Annotated in this window: 15 protein-coding genes; 2 read left to right on the top strand and 13 right to left on the bottom strand. The window is 73.9% G+C overall.

Features of this window, described 5'->3' with window-relative positions:
- The first annotated feature begins 5 nt into the window (after positions 1–5).
- The gene (locus tag AB0469_RS02080) at positions 6–1,406 is read left to right on the top strand and encodes a cellulase family glycosylhydrolase (RefSeq protein ID WP_366449361.1); all 1,401 of its coding nucleotides are present in this window, start codon (positions 6–8) and stop codon (positions 1,404–1,406) included.
- A 180-nt stretch (positions 1,407–1,586) separates the two neighbouring features.
- Here the strand turns inward: AB0469_RS02080 and AB0469_RS02075 are convergent, their stop codons facing one another.
- The 8 genes from AB0469_RS02075 to AB0469_RS02040 form a co-directional block, all read right to left on the bottom strand.
- Positions 1,587–2,123 carry a hydrogenase maturation protease gene (locus AB0469_RS02075; protein ID WP_042811358.1) on the bottom strand — a complete coding sequence of 179 codons (537 nt, stop codon included), beginning with the start codon at positions 2,121–2,123 and terminating at the stop codon, positions 1,587–1,589.
- Positions 2,120–3,535, bottom strand: a complete 1,416-nt coding sequence (locus tag AB0469_RS02070; RefSeq protein WP_366449360.1) for a hypothetical protein — start codon at positions 3,533–3,535, stop codon at positions 2,120–2,122. Before AB0469_RS02070 ends, AB0469_RS02075 begins: the two co-directional genes overlap by 4 nt.
- Entirely contained in the window at positions 3,532–4,227 is a 696-nt protein-coding gene (locus AB0469_RS02065; protein ID WP_366449359.1) for a DUF6084 family protein, read from the bottom strand. The genes AB0469_RS02070 and AB0469_RS02065 overlap by 4 nt, the downstream gene beginning before the upstream one ends.
- A complete protein-coding gene (locus tag AB0469_RS02060; RefSeq protein ID WP_366449358.1) occupies positions 4,224–4,859 on the bottom strand; it encodes a DUF5947 family protein in 636 nt (211 codons plus the stop codon). Before AB0469_RS02060 ends, AB0469_RS02065 begins: the two co-directional genes overlap by 4 nt.
- The gene (locus tag AB0469_RS02055) at positions 4,856–5,386 is read right to left on the bottom strand and encodes a hypothetical protein (RefSeq protein ID WP_366449357.1); all 531 of its coding nucleotides are present in this window, start codon (positions 5,384–5,386) and stop codon (positions 4,856–4,858) included. The genes AB0469_RS02060 and AB0469_RS02055 overlap by 4 nt, the downstream gene beginning before the upstream one ends.
- The gene (locus AB0469_RS02050; RefSeq protein WP_366449356.1) at positions 5,383–7,167 is read right to left on the bottom strand and encodes a nickel-dependent hydrogenase large subunit; all 1,785 of its coding nucleotides are present in this window, start codon (positions 7,165–7,167) and stop codon (positions 5,383–5,385) included. The genes AB0469_RS02055 and AB0469_RS02050 overlap by 4 nt, the downstream gene beginning before the upstream one ends.
- 60 nt (positions 7,168–7,227) lie before the next feature.
- Positions 7,228–8,283 carry a hydrogenase expression protein HypE gene (locus AB0469_RS02045; protein ID WP_366449355.1) on the bottom strand — a complete coding sequence of 352 codons (1,056 nt, stop codon included), beginning with the start codon at positions 8,281–8,283 and terminating at the stop codon, positions 7,228–7,230.
- 70 nt (positions 8,284–8,353) lie between these two features.
- Positions 8,354–10,120, bottom strand: a complete 1,767-nt coding sequence (locus tag AB0469_RS02040; protein ID WP_366449354.1) for an enoyl-CoA hydratase-related protein — start codon at positions 10,118–10,120, stop codon at positions 8,354–8,356.
- 302 nt (positions 10,121–10,422) lie between these two features.
- On the opposite strand from AB0469_RS02040, the gene AB0469_RS02035 reads away from it, so the two are divergent.
- Positions 10,423–10,893 (top strand): hypothetical protein, encoded by a 471-nt coding sequence (locus tag AB0469_RS02035; protein WP_366449353.1) that lies wholly within the window; start codon positions 10,423–10,425, stop codon positions 10,891–10,893.
- Between the two features lie 114 nt (positions 10,894–11,007).
- Here the strand turns inward: AB0469_RS02035 and AB0469_RS02030 are convergent, their stop codons facing one another.
- From AB0469_RS02030 to AB0469_RS02010, 5 genes are all read right to left on the bottom strand, one after another.
- The gene (locus tag AB0469_RS02030; protein WP_366449352.1) at positions 11,008–11,379 is read right to left on the bottom strand and encodes a hypothetical protein; all 372 of its coding nucleotides are present in this window, start codon (positions 11,377–11,379) and stop codon (positions 11,008–11,010) included.
- Positions 11,380–11,765: 386 nt separating this feature from the next.
- Positions 11,766–12,395 (bottom strand): hypothetical protein, encoded by a 630-nt coding sequence (locus tag AB0469_RS02025; protein WP_366449351.1) that lies wholly within the window; start codon positions 12,393–12,395, stop codon positions 11,766–11,768.
- A 318-nt stretch (positions 12,396–12,713) separates the two neighbouring features.
- On the bottom strand, positions 12,714–15,344 hold the full coding sequence (locus AB0469_RS02020) for a SpoIIE family protein phosphatase (protein WP_366449350.1): 2,631 nt from the start codon (positions 15,342–15,344) through the stop codon (positions 12,714–12,716).
- A gap of 191 nt (positions 15,345–15,535) precedes the next feature.
- Positions 15,536–16,249 (bottom strand): ribonuclease H, encoded by a 714-nt coding sequence (locus AB0469_RS02015; RefSeq protein ID WP_366449349.1) that lies wholly within the window; start codon positions 16,247–16,249, stop codon positions 15,536–15,538.
- Between the two features lie 182 nt (positions 16,250–16,431).
- On the bottom strand, positions 16,432–18,432 hold the full coding sequence (locus tag AB0469_RS02010; RefSeq protein WP_366449348.1) for a hypothetical protein: 2,001 nt from the start codon (positions 18,430–18,432) through the stop codon (positions 16,432–16,434).
- Positions 18,433–18,509 lie beyond the last annotated feature (77 nt).

Raw genomic sequence — 18,509 nt, 5'->3', positions numbered from 1 at the left:
GCGCGATGCCCCTCCTCTCCTCGACGGTCCGGTGTCTCGGGTCGGTCCTGCTGCTCCTCGGACTGGGCACACCGGCCGCGGCGGCGCCGGCGGATTCCCCGCTGGGACACGCGGGCCGCTGGCTGACCGACGACCAGGGCCGTGTGATCACCCTGCACGGGGTGAACATGGTCTACAAGAAACCGCCGTACTTCCCGGCAGCGGGAGGGTTCGGCGAGAAGGACGCCCGGTTCCTGGCGGAGAACGGTTTCAACGCGGTGCGGCTGGGTTTCGCGTGGAACGCGGTCGAACCGCGGCCCGGCGTCTACGACGACGCCTACATCGAGCAGATCAGGCAGACCCAGCAGGTGCTGGCCCGCCACGGCATCCTCAGTCTCGTCGATTCCCACCAGGACGCGTTCAACGAGAAGGTGGGCGCGAGCTGGAGCGGGTTCCCCGACTGGGCGACCATCAGCGACGGATTCCCGGTCAAGCCGAACCCGGGCTTTCCGCTGGTCTACTTCACGAGCCCCGCGCAGAACCAGACGTGGGCGAACTTCTGGCGCGACCGCACCGCGCCCGACGGCGTCGGGCTCCAGGAGCACTACGCGGCCATGTGGGAGCACGTCGCGCAGCGCTTCGCGGACCAGCCGTACGTCCTCGGCTACGACCTGATCAACGAGCCGTGGCCGGGCTGGGACTACCCGACGTGCTTCCCGAACGGCTGTCCCCGGTTCGAGGGCGATGTGCTCGCGCCGTTCGAGGCGAAGGCCATGAAGGCCATCCGCCGGGTCGACCAGAAGCACCTGCTGTTCTTCGAGCCCTCCCTGACCAACGACTTCGGTACGCCGGACTGGATGCCCAATCCGACCGGTGATCCGAACGCGGGCATGAGCTTCCACGACTACTGCGTCGGGGTCGACACCTGTGTGACCAACGGCCTGGACCGCTCCGTCGAGGACGGGGTCGCCGCGGTGGTGACCGAGTTCGGCGCGACCAAGGACGCGGCGAGGCTGACCCGCCTCACCGACCGGTTCGACGAGAACCTGGCGTCCTGGATGTTCTGGTCCGAGCCGCAGAACCAGACGCCCGGTCACCCCCAGGAACCGCCGACCGGCCCCAACCTGATGGACCCGGCGGTCGTCCGCCCGTATCCCCGTGCCGTCGCGGGGACCCCGCAGCAGTGGGGCTACGACACCACGGCGGGGACGTTCACCCTCCGCTACAGCACCGCCCGGGCCGGTTCCGGTGCGCCGTTCGCCCCCGGAGCCCTGACCGAGGTGTACCTGCCGCAGAGCGGCTACCCGGGCGGCTACCGGGTCCGGGCCCAGGGCGCCGAGGTCGTGTCCGCGCCCGGTGCCCGGGTGCTCCAGCTCACCGCCGTTCCCGGGCAGGACACCGTCCAGGTGACGGTGACGCGCCTCTGACGTGGGGAACGGCCCGGAACATGCTGTTCCGGGCCGTTCCCTCCGCAGCGGCGGGTCCGGGGTGCGGACCCGCGGTGCCTCACATGCGGCGGATCCGCAGGTAGCGCTTGATGTCGGGGAGCGTCTGTGCCAGGACGACGGTCAGGGCCAGGGCCGCGGCTCCGCACAGGACGGCCTTCTTCATGGGGTTCTCCTCAGTTCGCACCGGTTGCTTTCGTCCGGCTCGGGCTCCGCTTCCCCGGCCGGCAGGAGGTCCAGGAGCATCCGTACGGCGTCCGGCACCGCGGCGGCCACGGGGGCGCTCAGGCCGATGCCCTCGTCCACGCAGGCGGGTTCGCAGCCGACGACGTAGGTGCGCCGGGGCGGTTTGGAACCCGTTCCGGCGCAGAGGGTGCCCAGCAGGCCGAGGACCGCGTCCGGGGACATGTGGTGGCCGTCCAGGACGGGCCGGCCGCGGCCCTGCGGGGCGGAGCCGGGCGCCTCGATCAGGTACAGGGTGCCCGGTGCGCCGCCCCGCTCGGTGGCGTCGACCAGGACGAGGGTGTCGTAGCCGTCCAGGAGCTGGTAGGCCAGGTGCACCCCGCGCACGCCGAAGTCGACCACCTCCACGTGGTCGGGCAGGGCGTGCGCGGACAGGGCCCGCACCGTCTCGACGCCGAAGCCGTCGTCGCCGAGGAAGACGTTGCCGATGCCGGCGACCAGGACCCGGCCGCTCACGGCTCCTCCCCCACGGTGACCTCGTCGGGCTGGAAGTACAGGAACCGGCCCTGCTCGCGGCGGATGTCGGCGCCCGGATCGCCCTCCACGGTGACGGCGAGGTGCACTCCCCCGTCGACGTCGTGCAGGACCGCCTCGACGCGCGCGGCGCGGCCCTGGAGGAAGAGGTCCTGGGCGTCGGTGCGCCGCAGCCCCGGGCGGAGCAGCACGCGGCTTCCGGGGCCGACGGGCGTGCCGTCGACCAGTGCCCGGCCGGGTCCCGCCGCGTCCGCGCCGGCCGGATCCCACCAGGGGGTCTGCGGGGTGAACAGCGTGTCGGGCGCGGGCTCCTCGGGCTCCGCCGCGCCGGTGGGGCCGCGCAGGGAGCGGATCGCTCCGTGCAGCCGCTCCAGCACCTCGGGCGGCAGGGAGTCGGCCAGGTCGACGACGGCCGCGGCGCGCGGGTCGGTACCGCGCGCCTCGCGCTTCTCCTGGTCGGTGAGGGCGGCGGTGCGCAGGGCGAGGATCTCGTCGATCTCGGTGGCGTCGTACATCGCGCCGGCGCTCTCGGGGGCGATGGCGGGGTGGTCCTCCAGGATGATCGGGGAGGAGAGGACCACGTCGGCGCGGCCGTCCTCGCCGGCCAGGACGGGCCAGGTGTGCAGGTTGGCGCAGGCGGCGACGGCGGGCCGGGCCCATTCGGGCGGGTCGGTCATGGACAGGAAGGAGCCCGGGGTCAGGCCCAGCATCAGGTGGGCGGCGACGAGGGAGCGGGGCAGGGCCTCCTCGCGGGCGGTGCCCGGGGCGTCCGGGGTCCAGGCGCTGGTGTTCTCGACCACGGCCGTGAGCCTGAGGACCCGGTAGGGGCAGTCGAGTTCCTCGGCGTGGAGGCGGACGACGCCCTCGACCTCCCGGGTGCGCCGTACCAGGCGGCCGACGGTCCGGCCGTGCTCGTCGAGCACCGGTTCGGTGTCCTCGCGGGCGGGGCGGGCGAAGGGGAGGACGATCTCCTTCTCCGTCAGCTCGGGTACGGCGACGCGCAGTTCGACCCGCTCCTCGGTGCCCTCGTCCCAGGGGACGAGGACCCGGTCGGGCAGGTGGAGTCCGGCCGTGTCCTCGAACGTGCCGTCGGCGCGGACCCGTTGGACGGTGCGGCGCTGGGCGTGCAGGAAGCGCAGTTCGAGGGAGAGGGTCGCGGCGCCGCGCGGCTCCATGAGGACCTCGGTCCGCTGGAGGCTGTGCTCGCCCTGCTCGGGGGCCCAGGCGGGCGGGACGAGGACGCCGAACTGCCAGCGCATCCGGTTCTTGGCGGCGGAGGCCCGGTACGGGTAGAGGACGTAGCCCTCGAAGAGGACGGCGTCCGCCACCTGGCGGGCCGTGTCGAAGCGCCGGCCCGGGCGGGAGGCGGTGGTCGTGGATGCCGTGGTGGTCATGGCACCGCCCTCTCGGTGACGCGGGGCGCCGGCGCCCCGGGCAGCGGGAGCGGCGGCGGCACGGGGGGTTCGGCTGCGTCCAGCAGGGCGCGCAGGGTGCTCTCCCAGGAGGCGAGGGAGTGGCGGGAGCGGAAGGCGAGCAGTGCGGCCATGGTGTCCCGGGGCAGCCGCAGCCATCCGCAGCCGGGGAAGTGCTGTTCGACCATCTCCTGCCAGACGGCGACCGGCATCCGGAACGCGGCCTCGCGGTCCCAGGGCACGGGTTCGACGCGGAATCCGCCGGCCCCGGTGAAGGCGGTGCCGGAGAAGAGCAGCAGGAGCGGGACCTCGCCGTCCCGGAGGGCGTTGAAGTACCGGGTGGAGGCGATGTCCATGTCGTAGGTGCAGGGGACGACGAGGTCGGTCTCGGTCTCCCCGGTGAAGCCGGGCACCATCAGGCCGACCTGGGCGAACTGCACGGGCCGCAGTGTGGTCCCCCAGCGGGAGCGGTCGCCGAACAGGTCGGCGAGGCCCTCGGCCTCCTCGGGGCCGTAGCCGCGCCGGGCCGGTTCGATGCGGATCTGGCAGCGCAGGGCGAGGGCGTGGACCGGCGTGCCGGGGTCCGCGGTGATGCGCAGCCGCAGGACGAGGGTGGGGCCGGCGGCGTACGGGTCGGCGCGGACCCCGGTGCAGGTGAAGGTGAGGGCGGTCATGTGGGGCCGGCCTCCGCGAGCACCTTGGCGCGGGCCTCGACCTGCGCGAACAGGGTGTCGAGGGCGGCCCGGGCCTCGGCCCCGCCGTCGAAGCCGCGCCAGTGCAGCCGCATCCGCCCGACGAGTGCGTAGCAGACGTCGATGGGCACGAGGTGGCAGGTGGTGCGGCCGGGCGTGTGGTGCAGCAGGAGTGCCTCCACGTCGGGTTCGAGGAGCGCGGCGAGCCGGCCGCCGCCGAGCACGGACTGCCAGGTGTCCGGGTCGAGTTCGCTCTCGGTGGCCCCGGCGGGGCTCGGGTAGAGCGCGACCAGCCGGCCGAGGGCGGCGTTGCGGAAGAGGAAGGCCACGCCGACGGGGATCCGCAGCCGTTCCCAGGCCGCGTCGTCCAGCGGGTGGGAGGGGTCGCTGAGATAGCGGTCCGGGACGGCGCGGTAGCGGCCGGTGGCCGCCCCCGGCCGGTCGAAGAGCAGGGCGCAGGCGGTGCAGGCGCAGACCAGGGCCCGCTGCTCGGTCTCCACCAGGTGGCGGTGGCCGTCCGGGGGCACGGGTGCCGCGCACAGTCCGCAGCTCTCGGGCCGGGGCGGGCGGGGGCCGGTGAACCGGCGCAGCCCCCGGGGGCGGGGGCCCGTCACGGCACCCGGGCCGGGGTGTGCGGGCGGGTGCCGATCTGGAGCAGGGGGGCCGGGGGCGCGGCCGTTTCGAGGTCGACGCCGGTGACCTCGGGGGCGAAGCAGGCCAGGGCGTCCTCCAGGGCGGTGCGGGTGGCGTCCGTGGCGCCGGAGCCGCAGCCGCAGCCGGCGGCCGCGGCGGGGGTGGTGCGCAGCCGCAGGACTCCGGTGGCCGCGTCGAATCCGAGGCGCTCGACGGGGGCGCCGGCGGCGCGCAGGGCCCGTCCGATGCGGGTGTCGACGTCCTCGGGGTGCAGGCCGTGCAGGGTGAGCAGGCTCGCCACGAGGTCGTCGTCCAGCAGCGGGGCGAGCGCCCGGGTGCCGAGCCGCTCGGTGATCCGGGCGAGGCCGGCCCCGTAGAACTCCATGAGGACGCGGACGAGTTCCTCGGCTGCCTCGCAGGCGGCGCGGTCCCCGGACGCGGCCAGCCCGTCGAGGACCTCCTCGACCCGCTCCCCCGCCCGCCGGGCGTCGGCGGCGGCGGCGCTCATCCGCCCAGTCCGCTCAGGCCGGTGGGCACGTGCAGGGACTTCACGGTCTTGCCGCCGCCCACGTACATGTGGACCCCGCACGGCAGACAGGGGTCGAAGCTGCGCACGGCGCGCATGATGTCGATGCCCTTGAAGTTCTCCGGGGTGTTCTCCTCGAAGATCGGGGTGTTCTGCACGGCGTCCTCGTACGGTCCCGGTGTGCCGAAGGTGTCGCGGGTGCTCGCGTTCCACGGGGTCGGCGGGTAGGGGTGGTAGTTGGCGATCTTCCCGTCGCGGATCACCATGTGGTGGGAGAGGACGCCGCGGACGGCCTCGGTGAAGCCGCAGCCGATGGACTGGTCGGGGACCTCGAACTTCTCCCAGGTCTGCGTGCGTCCGGCGCGGACCTCGGCCAGGCCCTGCTCGGCGCAGTGCAGGGCGATGCCCGCCGCGTACGCCTGGAAGTAGGTGCGGGCGCGGTTGCGCTCCAGCGCGTTGGACCACTTCGGGATCTTCCACTCGAAGGTGGTCTCGGGCTTGGTCATGGTGCGCGGCAGGGTGATGACCACGCTGTGGCCGGTGGCCTTGACGTAGCCGACGTCGACGAGCCCGGACAGGGCCGTGGACCACAGGCGGGCGATGGGGCCGCCGCCGGTGTCGAGCGCCAGGTGGTCCTTGCCGTCGAACCAGCGGGGGGACATCACCCAGCTGTACTTGTCGTCGAAGTTCCGCTTCTGCGGGGCGGGGATGGTGTGCTGGTTCCAGGGGTGGCGGGGGTCGACGGGGTTGCCGAGCGGGTCGTGGGTGACGAACTGCTCGTGGCCCTCCCAGTCGTCGTAGTAGGAGCTGCCGAGCAGGATGCGGATGCCGAGGTTGATCCGGGTGAGGTCGTTGGTGACCAGCTTGCCGTCGACGACGACGCCCGGGGTGACGAACATCTTCCGTCCCCAGTCGGTCATGTTGGCGTACGTGAAGTCGCAGTGCTCGGGGTCGTTGAGGGCGCCCCAGCAGCCCAGCAGCACGCGCCGGCGGCCGACCTCCTCGTAGCCGGGGAGGGCCTCGTAGAAGAAGTCGAACAGGTCGTCGTGGAGCGGGACGACCCGCTTCATGAACTCGCAGTACCGCATGAGGCGGCTCATGTAGTCGGTGAACAGCTGCACGGACGCGATGGTGCCGACGCCGCCCGGGTAGAGGGTGGAGGGGTGCACGTGGCGCCCCTCCATCAGGCAGAACATCTCGCGCGTGTACCGGCTGACCTGGAGGGCCTCGCGGTAGAACTCGCCCTCGATGGGGTTGAGGGAGCGCATGATGTCGGCGATGGTGCGGTAGCCGTGGTCGGCGGCGTGCGGGGCCTCGGTGCGCTCGGCGAGTTCGAGGACGCCGGGGTTGGTCTCGCGGACCATCTTCTCGCAGTAGTCGACCCCGACCAGGTTCTCCTGGAAGATGTTGTGGTCGAACATGTACTCCGCCGACTCGCCGAGGTTGATGATCCACTCGGCGAGGTGGGGCGGCTTCACCCCGTAGGCCATGTTCTGGGCGTAGACGGAGCAGGTGGCGTGGTTGTCCCCGCAGATGCCGCAGATGCGGCTGGTGATGAAGTGCGCGTCGCGGGGGTCCTTGCCTCGCATGAAGACGCTGTAGCCGCGGAAGACCGATGAGGTGCTGTAGCACTCGGCGACGCGCTTCTGCTTGAAGTCGATCTTCGTGTGGATGCCGAGGCTGCCCACGATCCGGGTGATCGGATCCCAGGCCATCTCGACCAGGCCGCTGCCGTCACCGGCCGCGTTCGTCTTCGCTGCCATCGTCTGTGCCGTGACCCTTCGTTCGTACGGGGTGGGTGGGATCGGTGGGAGGGCGGCCCGTCACCAGGGCGGGCGGTAGCCGGTGGTGAGCGTGCGGCCGGCGTTGCGCCACTTCGGTTCGCGGTCGACGGTGTGCAGGGTGACCGCGCGGAGCCTTCGGACCACGGCCCCGTACGCTCCGCTGGCCTTCGCGGACACGGCGGATCCGGGGGGCGCGTCCATGAAGGGCATGAACTTGTCGGGGAAGCCGGGCATGGTGCAGGCGATGCAGATGCCGCCGACGTTGGGGCAGCCCCCGATGCCGTTCATCCAGCCGCGCTTGGGGACGTTGCACTTGACGACCGGGCCCCAGCAGCCGAGCCGGACCAGGCACTGCGGGGAGTCGTAGGCCTCGGCGAACTGGCCCTGCTCGTAGTACCCGGCGCGGTCGCAGCCCTCGTGGACGGTCTGCCCGAACAGCCAGGTCGGGCGCAGCTTGTCGTCCAGGGGGATCATCGGGGCCGAGCCCGCCGCCTGGTACAGCAGGTAGGTCAGGGTCTCGGAGAAGTTGTCGGGCTGGATGGGGCAGCCGGGCACGCAGACGATCGGGATGCCCGCCTTGGAGGTCCAGTCCCAGCCGAGGTAGTCGGGCACGCCCATGGCGCCGGTCGGGTTGCCCTCCATGGCGTGGATGCCGCCGTACGTGGCGCAGGTGCCGATGGCCACGACCGCGAGCGCCTTGGGGGCGAGCCGGTCGATCCACTCGCTGGTGGTGATCGGCTGCCCGGTGCGGGGGTCGTCGCCGAAGCCGCACCAGTAGCCCTCGGGTTTGACGGACTCGTTGGGGATCGATCCCTCGACGACGAGCACGAACGGGTCGATCTCGCCCCGCTCCCCCTTGAAGAACCATTCGATGAAGGTGTCGGCGCCGCCGACGGGGCCGCACTCGAAGTCGATCAGGGGCCAGTGCACGGCGATCTTGGGCAGGCCCGGGAGGGTGCCCGTGACGATCTCCTCGATGCTCGGCTGCATGGCCGCCGTGAGGGAGACCGAGTCGCCGTCACAGCTCAGTCCGGCGTTGATCCAGAGGATGTGGATCGTCGGGTCCTCGGCCGGGTCCGACGTTGCTGCATCCATGCGGGGCCTCCTTGGAGGGGATGCGGAGGGGGCGGTGAGGGGGCGGACGGGGGCCCGCGCCTCTTCCTTGCTAGCAGGGCCCCGTGGGGGACGCGCTGTCCTGTACGGCCGGTCCAGTGACGCCGGGGCCGGCCGGGCGTCCGCCGCCGGGTGCGGGGGCGGTGCGGCGCGTGAGGTGGGGCGGGGTCTCCCGCGGGGGCTCCTTGCGCACGAAGGCCCGGCGCAGGGCGTGGTAGGGGGCCTGCGGGTCGTCGAAGGTCCGCTTCATCCGGGCCAGCTCGGCCTCCCGGTAGGCGGCCAGCGGGCGCCGGGCCTCGTCCTGCTCCCGGCGGGCCTTCTTGGCGGCGATGCGCGAGGAGGTGGCGGGCAGGGCCGCCAGCCGGGCCGCGAGCCGCGCCGTCTCGCCGGCGAAGGCCTCCGGCGGGCAGGCGATCGTACGGTCGGACAGGCCCAGGCCGAGGGCTGCGGCGGCGCTCAGCGGCAGGGCGTCCCCGGTGATCCGGGCGGCCGCGGCCTCGCCGACACGGGCCGCCAGGGTGTACGTCCAGTACTCGGAGCCGTACAGGCCCATCAGCCGGTAGTGGGGGTTGAGGACCGTGCCGGAGCGGCACCAGACCTCGTCGGCGGCGAGGGCCAGCATGGCCCCGCCGGCGGCGGCGTTCCCGCCGAGGGCGGCGACCACGAGCCGGTCGGTGGTGGTCAGGACGGCCTCGACCAGGTCGTCCATGGCGTTGATGTTGGCCCAGGACTCGGCGGCCGGGTCGGCCGCCGCCTCGATCACGCCCAGGTGGATGCCGTTGGAGAAGAAGTCGCGGCCGCCGCCGAGGACGAGGACCGACGTCGGGCGGGACAGGGCGGTCCGGTAGGCCGCCAGCAGCCGGCGGCAGCGGTCGGTGCTCATCGCCCCGGACGGGAAGGAGAACGAGAGGAAGCCCACCGGCCCCTCCTCCCGGTAGCCGATGTCGGACCAGGTGCGGCGGCGGGGGTCGGTGTGCAGGGGCGCGGGGTGTTCGCGCAGCGGGGGCAGCCGGTCGCCGAGGGCGAGGACGGCCGGGAGCCGGGGGGCCTGCGGCTGCCCGGGGTCGTGGCGGGCCCGCAGTTCGGGGATCCAGACGGCGCCGTCGGCCGTGGCGCGGCAGACCGCGCCGGCCCGGGTGGCCAGGAGCTCGCCGGGACGGCCGCGCAGCCGGTCCTCGGGGTGGCCGCCGTGCAGGTACCAGTCCCCGCCGAGCAGGTCGTCGCGTACGCCGGGCCGGGAGTCGGCGGCGCGCAGCACCCGCAGGACCCGCTCGGTGGTGTCCGTCTCCCAGTCGATGCGGCGGCCGTCCTGGCGCAGGGCGGGGCGGGCGAGGCCGCCGCTCTGGGGCTGTGGGACGTACGTCCCGGAGGCGAAGCGCTCCACGGCCAGCAGGACGGCCTCCAGGGCCGCGTCGGCGATCTCCCCGCGGTAGAGGTCGCTCTTGCCCACCGCCGGGACGGTGCAGCCGGCGGTGGCCCAGACGGGGCCGGCGTCCATCTCGGCCTCGGCCTGGAGGACGGTCACCCCCCAGCGGGGGCACCGCTCCTGGACGGCCCGGTCGAGGGAGGAGGGGCCGCGGTCGCCGACCGGGCCCGGATGCACGATCAGACAGGGGTGGGCGGACCAGACCTCTTCGGGGACCGCGGTGCGCAGCATCGGGGCGAGGACGAGGTCGGGCGCGTGGCGGCGGACGGTCTCGGCGAGGGGGAGGTGCGGGAGGGCGAGTTCGACGACCACGCTGTGGCCGTGGTCGCGGAGCTCGGCGTGGACCCGCTGGGTGAGGCTGTTGAACGCGCTCGCGAGGAGCAGGACGTGCACGTGGGGTCTCCCGCGGCGCTCCGGGGCCGGGGCGCGGTGGCGCCCGGCCCGATCGGCAGGTCGTGACCGGGTCATGACCGGCCGCCTGAGATCGTGGCGCGGGGAGCCGGGGGCGGGGGCGCAGGCGGGCGGCGGTGTCACCCGAAAGCGGCCCGGCCGGGGGGCCAGTCGGCCCCGGGACCGGCCTGATCCGGAAGCGGTCGTCGAAGGCTGCGCCGACCCGGCCGCCTGCGTGTCCCGGTCCGGCCCGAGATCGCCGAGCCCGCGCCATGCTCATGCCATCCATGTCATAGTCGGACACTATGTGGACAACGCTTGCGCCGCTCATCGGCGTCCTGCTCGGCGGCTTCATGTCGATGCTGGCCCAGCGCTCGGCAGGACGCGCCATGGAACGCGGCGAGGAGCGCCGCAGTGTTCGTGAACTTGCCGAGGCGCGCCGCAACGAACGTCTCACTCACCTCATCGAATTTCTGTCTGCGGTGCAGGAAGCCGAACGGGTCGCGGTGGATCGGCATCACCACAACCTGGCCGACGAGCAGTGGCAGGCCCGGGCAAGGCAGGTCCTTGACAGGGTGTGGGTGACGCAGAAGACGATCCACGTGCTGTGCACCTCCGAGGTCAGCGAAGCGGCACGCAGCCTCGCGTGGGCCGTACAGGAGGTGATCAGGAAGGGTCCCGAAGACCGGGGAGAGCCGCAGGACGAGAAAGTCTGGGCGCACATCCGTCCGAGCCGACAGGCATTCCTTGATCTCGTGCGCGACCAGCTGAGTTGAAACCCCGGGGAGGGATTCTGCAGCTGCCGTGCACGTCCGCGGGCCGGCAGCAGGCCGTCGAATGGCCCCTTGGCCCATCGACAAGCTGATCACGATCACTTCGGAACGACTCGTCTAGAGGCGGTCCTCCATGCCGATGGCGTCCTCCAGGTCCCGGCGCGCCCGGGTCCCGTCGCCCGCCTGCTGTTCCAGGAGGGCGCCGGCGATGGCGTCCAGCTTGCGCTGGATGGCGTGTTCGGCGCGCCGCTCGGAGTTCTTCAGCAGGGCCAGCAGCAGGAGGGACAGGGCGCCCATGGCGTCGCCCGCGAGGTGCTGCCACTCCATGGGCAGCCGGGCCAGGTGGACGGCGGCGAACGCGGCCACCAGGGTGAGGCACAGGAGCAGGAAGGCCGCGGAGCTCGTGAAGTTCGAGGCCAGCTCGGCGAGGGTCTCGAAGCGGCCGCGCCGCCCCTCGCGGGTCTTCTTCGCGGGGTGCTCGAAGGTCATGCCCGGCGCCTGCCCACGCGCGGCCCCGGCAATCGGGCCGGCCCCGCCCGGCCGCCGCCCCGGCACCGGCGCCGCGCCGGGAGGAACGGTCCGGCCGGGGTGGCCGCGTACGCGAGGGCGAAGGCGGCGATGAGGGCGGGGTCGGAGGGGGCGACCGCAGGGGCAGCAGCGCGAGGACGACGGCGGTCGGGGCGCAGACCGTGCCGGCCGGCATGCCGGGGCGCCCGCCGCGCTCCGGGTCCGTCGGCGATGCGGGCGACCGGGGGCCCACCACGCCCACGCCTCCTCCTTCGAGTGGCCCGAGCCCCGCGGGTGTGTCACACCTGCCCCGACACGATCGTCCCACCGCCGGCGGGTTCGGGCAGGGCGGGCCCGCGCCCGGGGGCTCAGCGGTAGTGGGCGGCGGCCTCCGCGAAGGACACGGCCTGCGCGGGCACCGAGGCCAGCAGGGCGACCCAGGAGCCGTCCGTGAACTCCAGGTCCATGCGCCCCCGCTGGAGCACGCCCGTGGGCTTGGCGCGGACGGCGGCGACGGCCGGACGGGGTACTTCCCAGTACTCCTTCATCACGGGCGTCGACTGCCACAGGTGCGAGACGTCGCTGAGGCCGAACCAGCGCCGGTCGGTGACGGCGAGGACGCCGGTGACCGACCCGCGCGCTCCGGCGCGGCTGATGAGGAAGTGCCCGGCCGCGCTCTGCCAGCCGCCCTCCATGCTCTTGCCGTGCATCAGCCGGGTGCCGAGCTGGTCCACGGCGTCCGGCAGCCGGTCCACCGCGGCCGCCGCGGCGGCGGGCCGCGAGCGCCGGGGGTCGATGACGCGGCTCCGGACCAGCTGGGCCAGCGGCCGCGGCAGCTTGGCCTCGATCCGGCGGTGGAGCGCGGAGGGGTCGGCCGGGGGGAGGAGCTCCTCCGGCGGGGTGGGTACGCCCGGACCGAGCTCGTACGCGCACACGGCGACGAGGTGCTCCCCCGCACGCAGGAAGGGTCGGACCTGTTCGCGCCTGTCCTCGGTCAAGGGACGTGCTCCTGTCGTGCGTAGGGCCGGGGGTAACCGGTGCTGTGCCGCCGGAATGGGTCGTGTCCGGCGTTCCGGATTCTGCCCCATGGGCCGCCGCGGATGATCATCGGGGGGTGTCCGGGAGGGATACCCGGAAGGGGTACCGGCGGTAAGGCCCGCCGGGGCGTCCGGGAGCGCGCCCGGAGGCGGTCCGGGCCGACCTCGCGGAGCGGGTGGGCGGCGGTCCGGGCCGCGCCCGCCGGAGCGGCCCGGGGCGGTCCCGCGGGCCCGCTCCGGGCCGTCCCCGGGCCTTCCCCGGGCCTTCCCGGTGCCGTCTCAGAGGGGGTCCGCGTCCAGGAGGAAGGCCGTGGGGTCCGGTTCCGCTTCGGCGGCGCCCGGTGGCCCCAGCTCCGCCCAGATGACCTTGCCCCCGGGGGTGTAGCGGGTGCCCCAGTGCTCGCTGAGCTGCGCCACCAGGAACAGGCCGCGGCCGCCCTCGTCCGTGGTGGCGGCGTACCGCAGGTGCGGAGCAGTACTGCTGCCGTCCCAGACCTCGCAGGTCAGGCCGTGGTCGTGCAGCAGCCGTACCCGCACCGGGGCGCTGCCGTGCCGCAGGGCGTTGGTGACCAGCTCGCTGAGGATCAGCTCCGTGGCGAAGCCGAGCTCCGGCAGGCCCCACCCGTCGACGGTACGGGCGGCCGCGTTGCGGATCTCCCCGACGGCACTGGCCTCGAACGGCACGTCCCACTCGGCGACCCGGTCCGGGCCCAGGGTGCGGGTCCGGGCGACGAGGAGGGCCACGTCGTCGGCCGGGCGGGTCGGCAGCAGCAGGTCGAGGACCTCCCGGCAGGTCTCGCGCGGGTCCCCGTCGGCGCCGCTCAGCGCGGTGCGCAGGAGTTCCAGCCCCTCGCCGATGTCCCGGCCGCGCTCCTCGATCAGCCCGTCCGTGTACAGGACGAGGCGGCTGCCCTCCGCCAGGTCCAGCTCGGCCGTCTCGAAGGGCATCCCGCCGAGGCCCAGCGGGGGCCCGGCCGGCAGGTCCACGATCTCGGTGGTGCCGTCGGGGGCGGCCACCAGGGGCGGCAGGTGTCCGGCCCGGGCCATGGTGCAGCGCCGGGAGACCGGGTCGTATACGGCGTACAGGCAGGTGGCGCCGAGGACGGAGCCGCTCGTGTCGCCGCCCTCGTCGTCGTGGTCGATGCGCTGGACGAGGTCGTCGAGGCGGGCGAGGATCTCGTCGGGGGCGAGGTCGAGGGAGGAGAAGTTGTGCACCGCCGTCCGCAGCCGCCCCATGGTCGCGGCGGCGTGCAGGCCGTGCCCGACCACGTCCCCGACGACCAGCGCGACCCGGCATCCGGGCAGCGGGATCACGTCGAACCAGTCCCCGCCCACCCCGGACTGCGCGGGCAGGTAGAAGTGCGCCACGTCCACGGCGCTCTGCTCCGGCAGGGCGCGCGGCAGCAGGCTGCGCTGGAGGGTCACGGCGAGGGCGTGCTCGCGGGTGTAGCGGCGCGCGTTGTCCATGCTGACGGCGGCCCGGGCGACCAGCTCGACGGCCAGTGACAGGTCGTCCTCGTCGAAGGGCTCGGGCTTGCGCGCGCGCCAGAAGTTGACCACGCCGAGGACCACGCCGCGGGCGGTGAGCGGGGCCGCGATCAGCGAGTGGATCCCGTACTCGATGATGGCGCGGGTGCGCTGGGGGTCCTGGGCGAGCCAGCCCGGCTCGGCGGACAGGTCGGGCACCAGCTCGGCCTTGCCGGTGCCGTATCCGCGCGCCTGGGGGGTGGACGGCAGGAAGTCGATCAGCAGCCCGCGGGGGTAGAGGGGGTGGTCGGAGCGGATGCCGCTGACCGCGGTGCGGCGCATGTCCGCTCCCGGTCCGGGCTCGTCCCCGTCGAGGACCGCCTCGGCCAGGTCGACGGTGACGTAGTCGGCGAAGCGGGGGACGGCGACGTCGGCGAGCTCCTCGGCGGTGCGGACGACGTCGAGGGTGGTGCCGATGTCGCCGCCGGCGTCGTAGAGCAGCTTGAGGCGCCGGCGGGCCGTCTCCGCGCGGCTGGTCAGGACCTGCATCTCGGTGGAGTCGCGGATGGTGACCACCGTGCCGCCGTCGGCCCGGCCCTGGGGGTGGGTGCGCCGCTGGTTGACGACGAGCAGCCGGTCCCCGGTCTCCAGCACCTCGTCGGTGGCCACCCGGCCGGAGAGCAGCAGGTCGGCCATCGGGCGGTCCAGGCCCGGCACGTCCCCGATGCGGCTGCCGTCGGTGTCCTCCGGCAGCCCGAGCAGGCGTCGGGCCTCGTCGTTGGCGAGCAGCAGCCGGCCGTCCCCGTCGATGATCAGCACCCCTTCGCGGACGGCGTGGAGCACCGCGTCGTGGTGTTCGTACATGCGGGTCATCTCGAGCGGGCCCAGGCCGTGGGTCTGCCGGTTCAGCCGTCTGGTGATCAGGGCCGTGCCGGCGGTGGCCAGGGCCAGGCCGATGGCGATGGACAGCAGGATGACGGGGAGCTGGCGGTTGACGACGCCGCTCACGTTCTTCACCGTCAGCCCCGCCGACACCAGCCCGACGACCTTGCCGTCGGGTGCCGTGACCGGCACCACCGCCTGGATCTCCTTGCCGAGGGGTCCGTTCACGCTCTCGGTGTAGGTGTGGCCGGCGAGGGAGGGCCCGATGGTGCCCACGAACCGCTGGCCGATGCGTGCCGGCTGGGGGTGGGTGTACCGGATGCCCTGGGTGTCCATCACCACGATGAAGTCCACCCCGGCGTCCTTGCGGGTCCGCTCGGCGACCGGTTGCAGGATCGCCGAGGGGTTCGCCGACTTCAGCGCCGGCTGGAGGCCCACGGAGTGCGCGAACGTCTGTGCGACGGCCACGGACCGGTTGCGCGCCTCGCGGTCGATGTCGTGGTGCGACTGGAGGAGCAGCGCCAGGAGCGCGCCGCCCGCGAGCAACACCACGATCGCCACCTGGAGGACGAATACCTGTCTGGCGACGCTTCGGGATCGGCTGCCTAGAGGTGACCGCACCGACGTGCCCGGCACGGGTGGCGAGAAGGGGTCACGCCCCCAGTTGTAGCACTTCCGGGCGCTCACGGCCCCCGGCGCGGCGGCGCGGCGCCCGTGGCGTCGTGTCGGGCCGCCCCGCTCCCCCCTTCGGGTCAGGCGGGAGCGGCGGCTGCGCGGCAGTCCGGGTGCCCCCAGCGGGCCCCCAGTTTGGCGATCTTCTCGCCGGCCGCGTACGGCTGCCCGCAGGGGCAGGTGCCGCGGAACTTCGCCGTGATGGTGCGCACCCCGGAGCGGGCGGCGCCGCCCCCGGAGGCGGTCCCCCGCGCCGGGGCCGTACGGGACGGGGCCGTACGGGACGGGGCGGTGCGGGACGGGGCCGGCACGGGGACGGCCGTGGCGCCGTGGGCGGTGCCGGCGGGCTCCTGGCTGACGGCGGCGTCGCTGGCGGCCTGGTCGGCGATGGCGTTCAGGTGGTCGCCGTCCTCCCGGTGGGCCGGTACGTAGCGGAACTCGACGTCACGCTCGGCGAGCAGGGAGTCGATCCGCTCGACGATCTCCCGGTTGGCGACGGGCTTGCCCGCCGCGGTCTTCCAGCCGTTGCGCTTCCAGTTCGGCAGCCACTGGGTCACGGCCTTCATGGCGTACTGGGAGTCCATCCGCACCTGGAGCGCGGTACCCGGCTCCACGGCCTCCAGCAGGCGCTGGAGGGCGGTGAGCTCTCCGACGTTGTTGGTGGCGCGCCCCAGCGGGCCGGCCTCCCAGCGCTCGGGCCGGCCCCCGGCGTCCGCGATGACCCACGCCCATCCGGCCGGGCCGGGGTTTCCCTTGGCCGCCCCGTCACAGGCGGCGATGATGCGATCAGACATCCCCCGATCTTGCCCTATCCGGCGGGCCCGGACGGCCACCCCTGCGGATCGGGGCACCGGCCGCCCGCCGGCGGTCCCGGTCGGGGCCCGGCCGGCGGGGTCGGCCGCCCGGACCCGCCGCCGCGGAATCGACGGCGATCGCCCGCACGATGCCGGCGGCGGGCGGGACGGAGCCCCGGGCCTCAGCCCACCCGGACCGTAACCGTGCGGCCGGGGGCCACGGACGGGGTGGCGTAGGTGTACGTCACCCCGTCCACCACCTTGGTCCGCACCGGCACCGGCACCCCGTCCACCCGTATGGACGACCAGGTGCCCGGGAAGCGGGCCTCCCAGGTCCAGCGGTCCGTCCCGGAGGTGTTGGTGAGGGTCGAGGCGCGGTTCCCGTCGTGCCGCAGCGAGAAGCCGGACCTCCCCACCCGCAGGTCGTCGACCTTCAGCCAGTCCATGCCGGCGGGCAGCCCGGACCGGGTGGTCAGCCGGCGGGCGGGCGCGTCGGGGGTGACGCCGAGGAGGCCCTCGACGGTCTGGCCGAGGAGCGTGAAGGAGACCTCGGGGTAGTCGCCGTTGGCGCCCTGGGCGGCGTTGACGTGCTGGAGGTCCTTCTGGTCGTAGACCTGCTGCATCCACTTCCAGGCGGTGTCCGGGCGATTGTTGGCGAAGAAGGTGTCCGGGAGGTAGGTGAGGGCCTCGATGTTGTCGGGGCGGCCCTCGCCCGACGCCTCCCGGTCGATGTAGTCGAGGTAGGCCTCCCTGCGCGGGCCCGGGTCGATGATCTGCTTCATCGGCATGAACCAGCTGTTCTCCTTGCCCCAGCCGGTCAGCGGGCGCCCGTCGGTCGTCCAGCCGCGCACCATGTCGGCGCCCGATCCGGAACCGCTCCAGACCGTGTTGAAGTACGCCTTCAGGTCGCGGGCGCGGGTGTCGTAGGCGGCGGCGAGCGCGCGGTCCCCCTTGGCCCTGGCCAGGGCGGCCACCGCCGTGTACGCGCGGTACTGGGCGGCGATGCCGTCGCCCGCCTCGGCCAGCGGCTCGCCGCCCTGCTCGTTGTAGCTGGCGGTGCCCTGGAAGATGCCCCGGCCGGTGCCCTCGGCGACCTTGACGGGGCCGTTGTCCTTGAGCCCGTCGTGCAGGTCGACGAACTCCCCGGTGGCGTGCCGGTAGAAGTCCCAGAGCACGGGGTCGGTGAGGTAGGAGCGGTCCCCGCTCCAGCGGTAGGCCTCCTCGGCCTTCTGCACCAGCTCGAAGGTGGCGGGGACCTCGCGGACGAAGAGGGACGGGCCGCGGTAGTCGATCGCCAGGGGGCTGCGGCCGTCGAAGTTGAGGGCCCAGACCGGGTAGTACTTCTGCTCGGCGGTGGCGGAGGCTGCGAAGCTGCGCAGCACGGCCCGGTTCTCGGCGTACAGGCCCAGGACGCCGGCGCCGGCCAGCTGGTGGGCCGCGTCGCGGGAGTAGTAGCCGCTGCGGTTGGCGTAGCCCGCCCAGTACGAGGGCCCGTACGCGCCGGTGCCGGTGCCGGCGCGGTTGTTCTCGTCCACGTTCAGCGGGCCCTCGGTGCCCGGGAGCTGGACCCAGCTGTTGGCCTTGCGCTTGGCCCAGTCGAACATCTCGACGATCTTCGGGTCGGAGGAGCTGACCCGGGGGTCGGCGGGAGCGGCCGGCGAGAGCATCAGGTCGTCGGCGTTGACCCAGCCCTCCCCCGACTCGAAGGCGATCTCCAGCCGGTCGCCGGCGGCGAGCACGATCCGGCTGAGGGTCCGGCGCCGGTAGGCAGATCCCGCGGGCAGCACCTGCGCGGCCCGCTCGGCGCCGTTGACACGTGCGGTGAAGCGGCCGCCCGCGCCGCCGGTGGCGATCCAGGCGGAGACGTCGTAGGCGCCGGGCCCGGTGGCGGTGAGGGTCTGCGCGACCTTCTTCCCGGCCCCCGCGTCGAGGTAGACCAGGCGGGCCCCGCCGTGCGGGTAGTTGGTGGCCACGCCGGTCCCGGCGGTGAACTCCCAGCCGGTGGCGCCCTGTTCGAAGCCGGGGTTGACGACGGCGAGCGGGGCGGGGGCGGGGTTCCCGCCGTCCGGCCCCGGGAGGGACCCGGCGGCCCGCGCCGGGGCGGCGGGGCCGGCCAGGGTCAGGGCGGCGAGCGGGGCGAGCAGGGCCAGTGCGGTGAGCAGGGCGGTGCGGGAACGCGTCATCGGCTTCTCCCGGGCGTCTGGATCCTCGTCTGCCACGAGGCGGGCGCGCGGCACGCTAGCAAGCCGGATGACGGCCA

Source organism: Streptomyces sp. NPDC093801 (assembly GCF_040701585.1).
In the GTDB taxonomy this organism is placed as follows: Bacteria; Actinomycetota; Actinomycetes; order Streptomycetales; family Streptomycetaceae; genus Streptomyces.
This window is presented reverse-complemented; position numbering and strand designations above follow the sequence as displayed.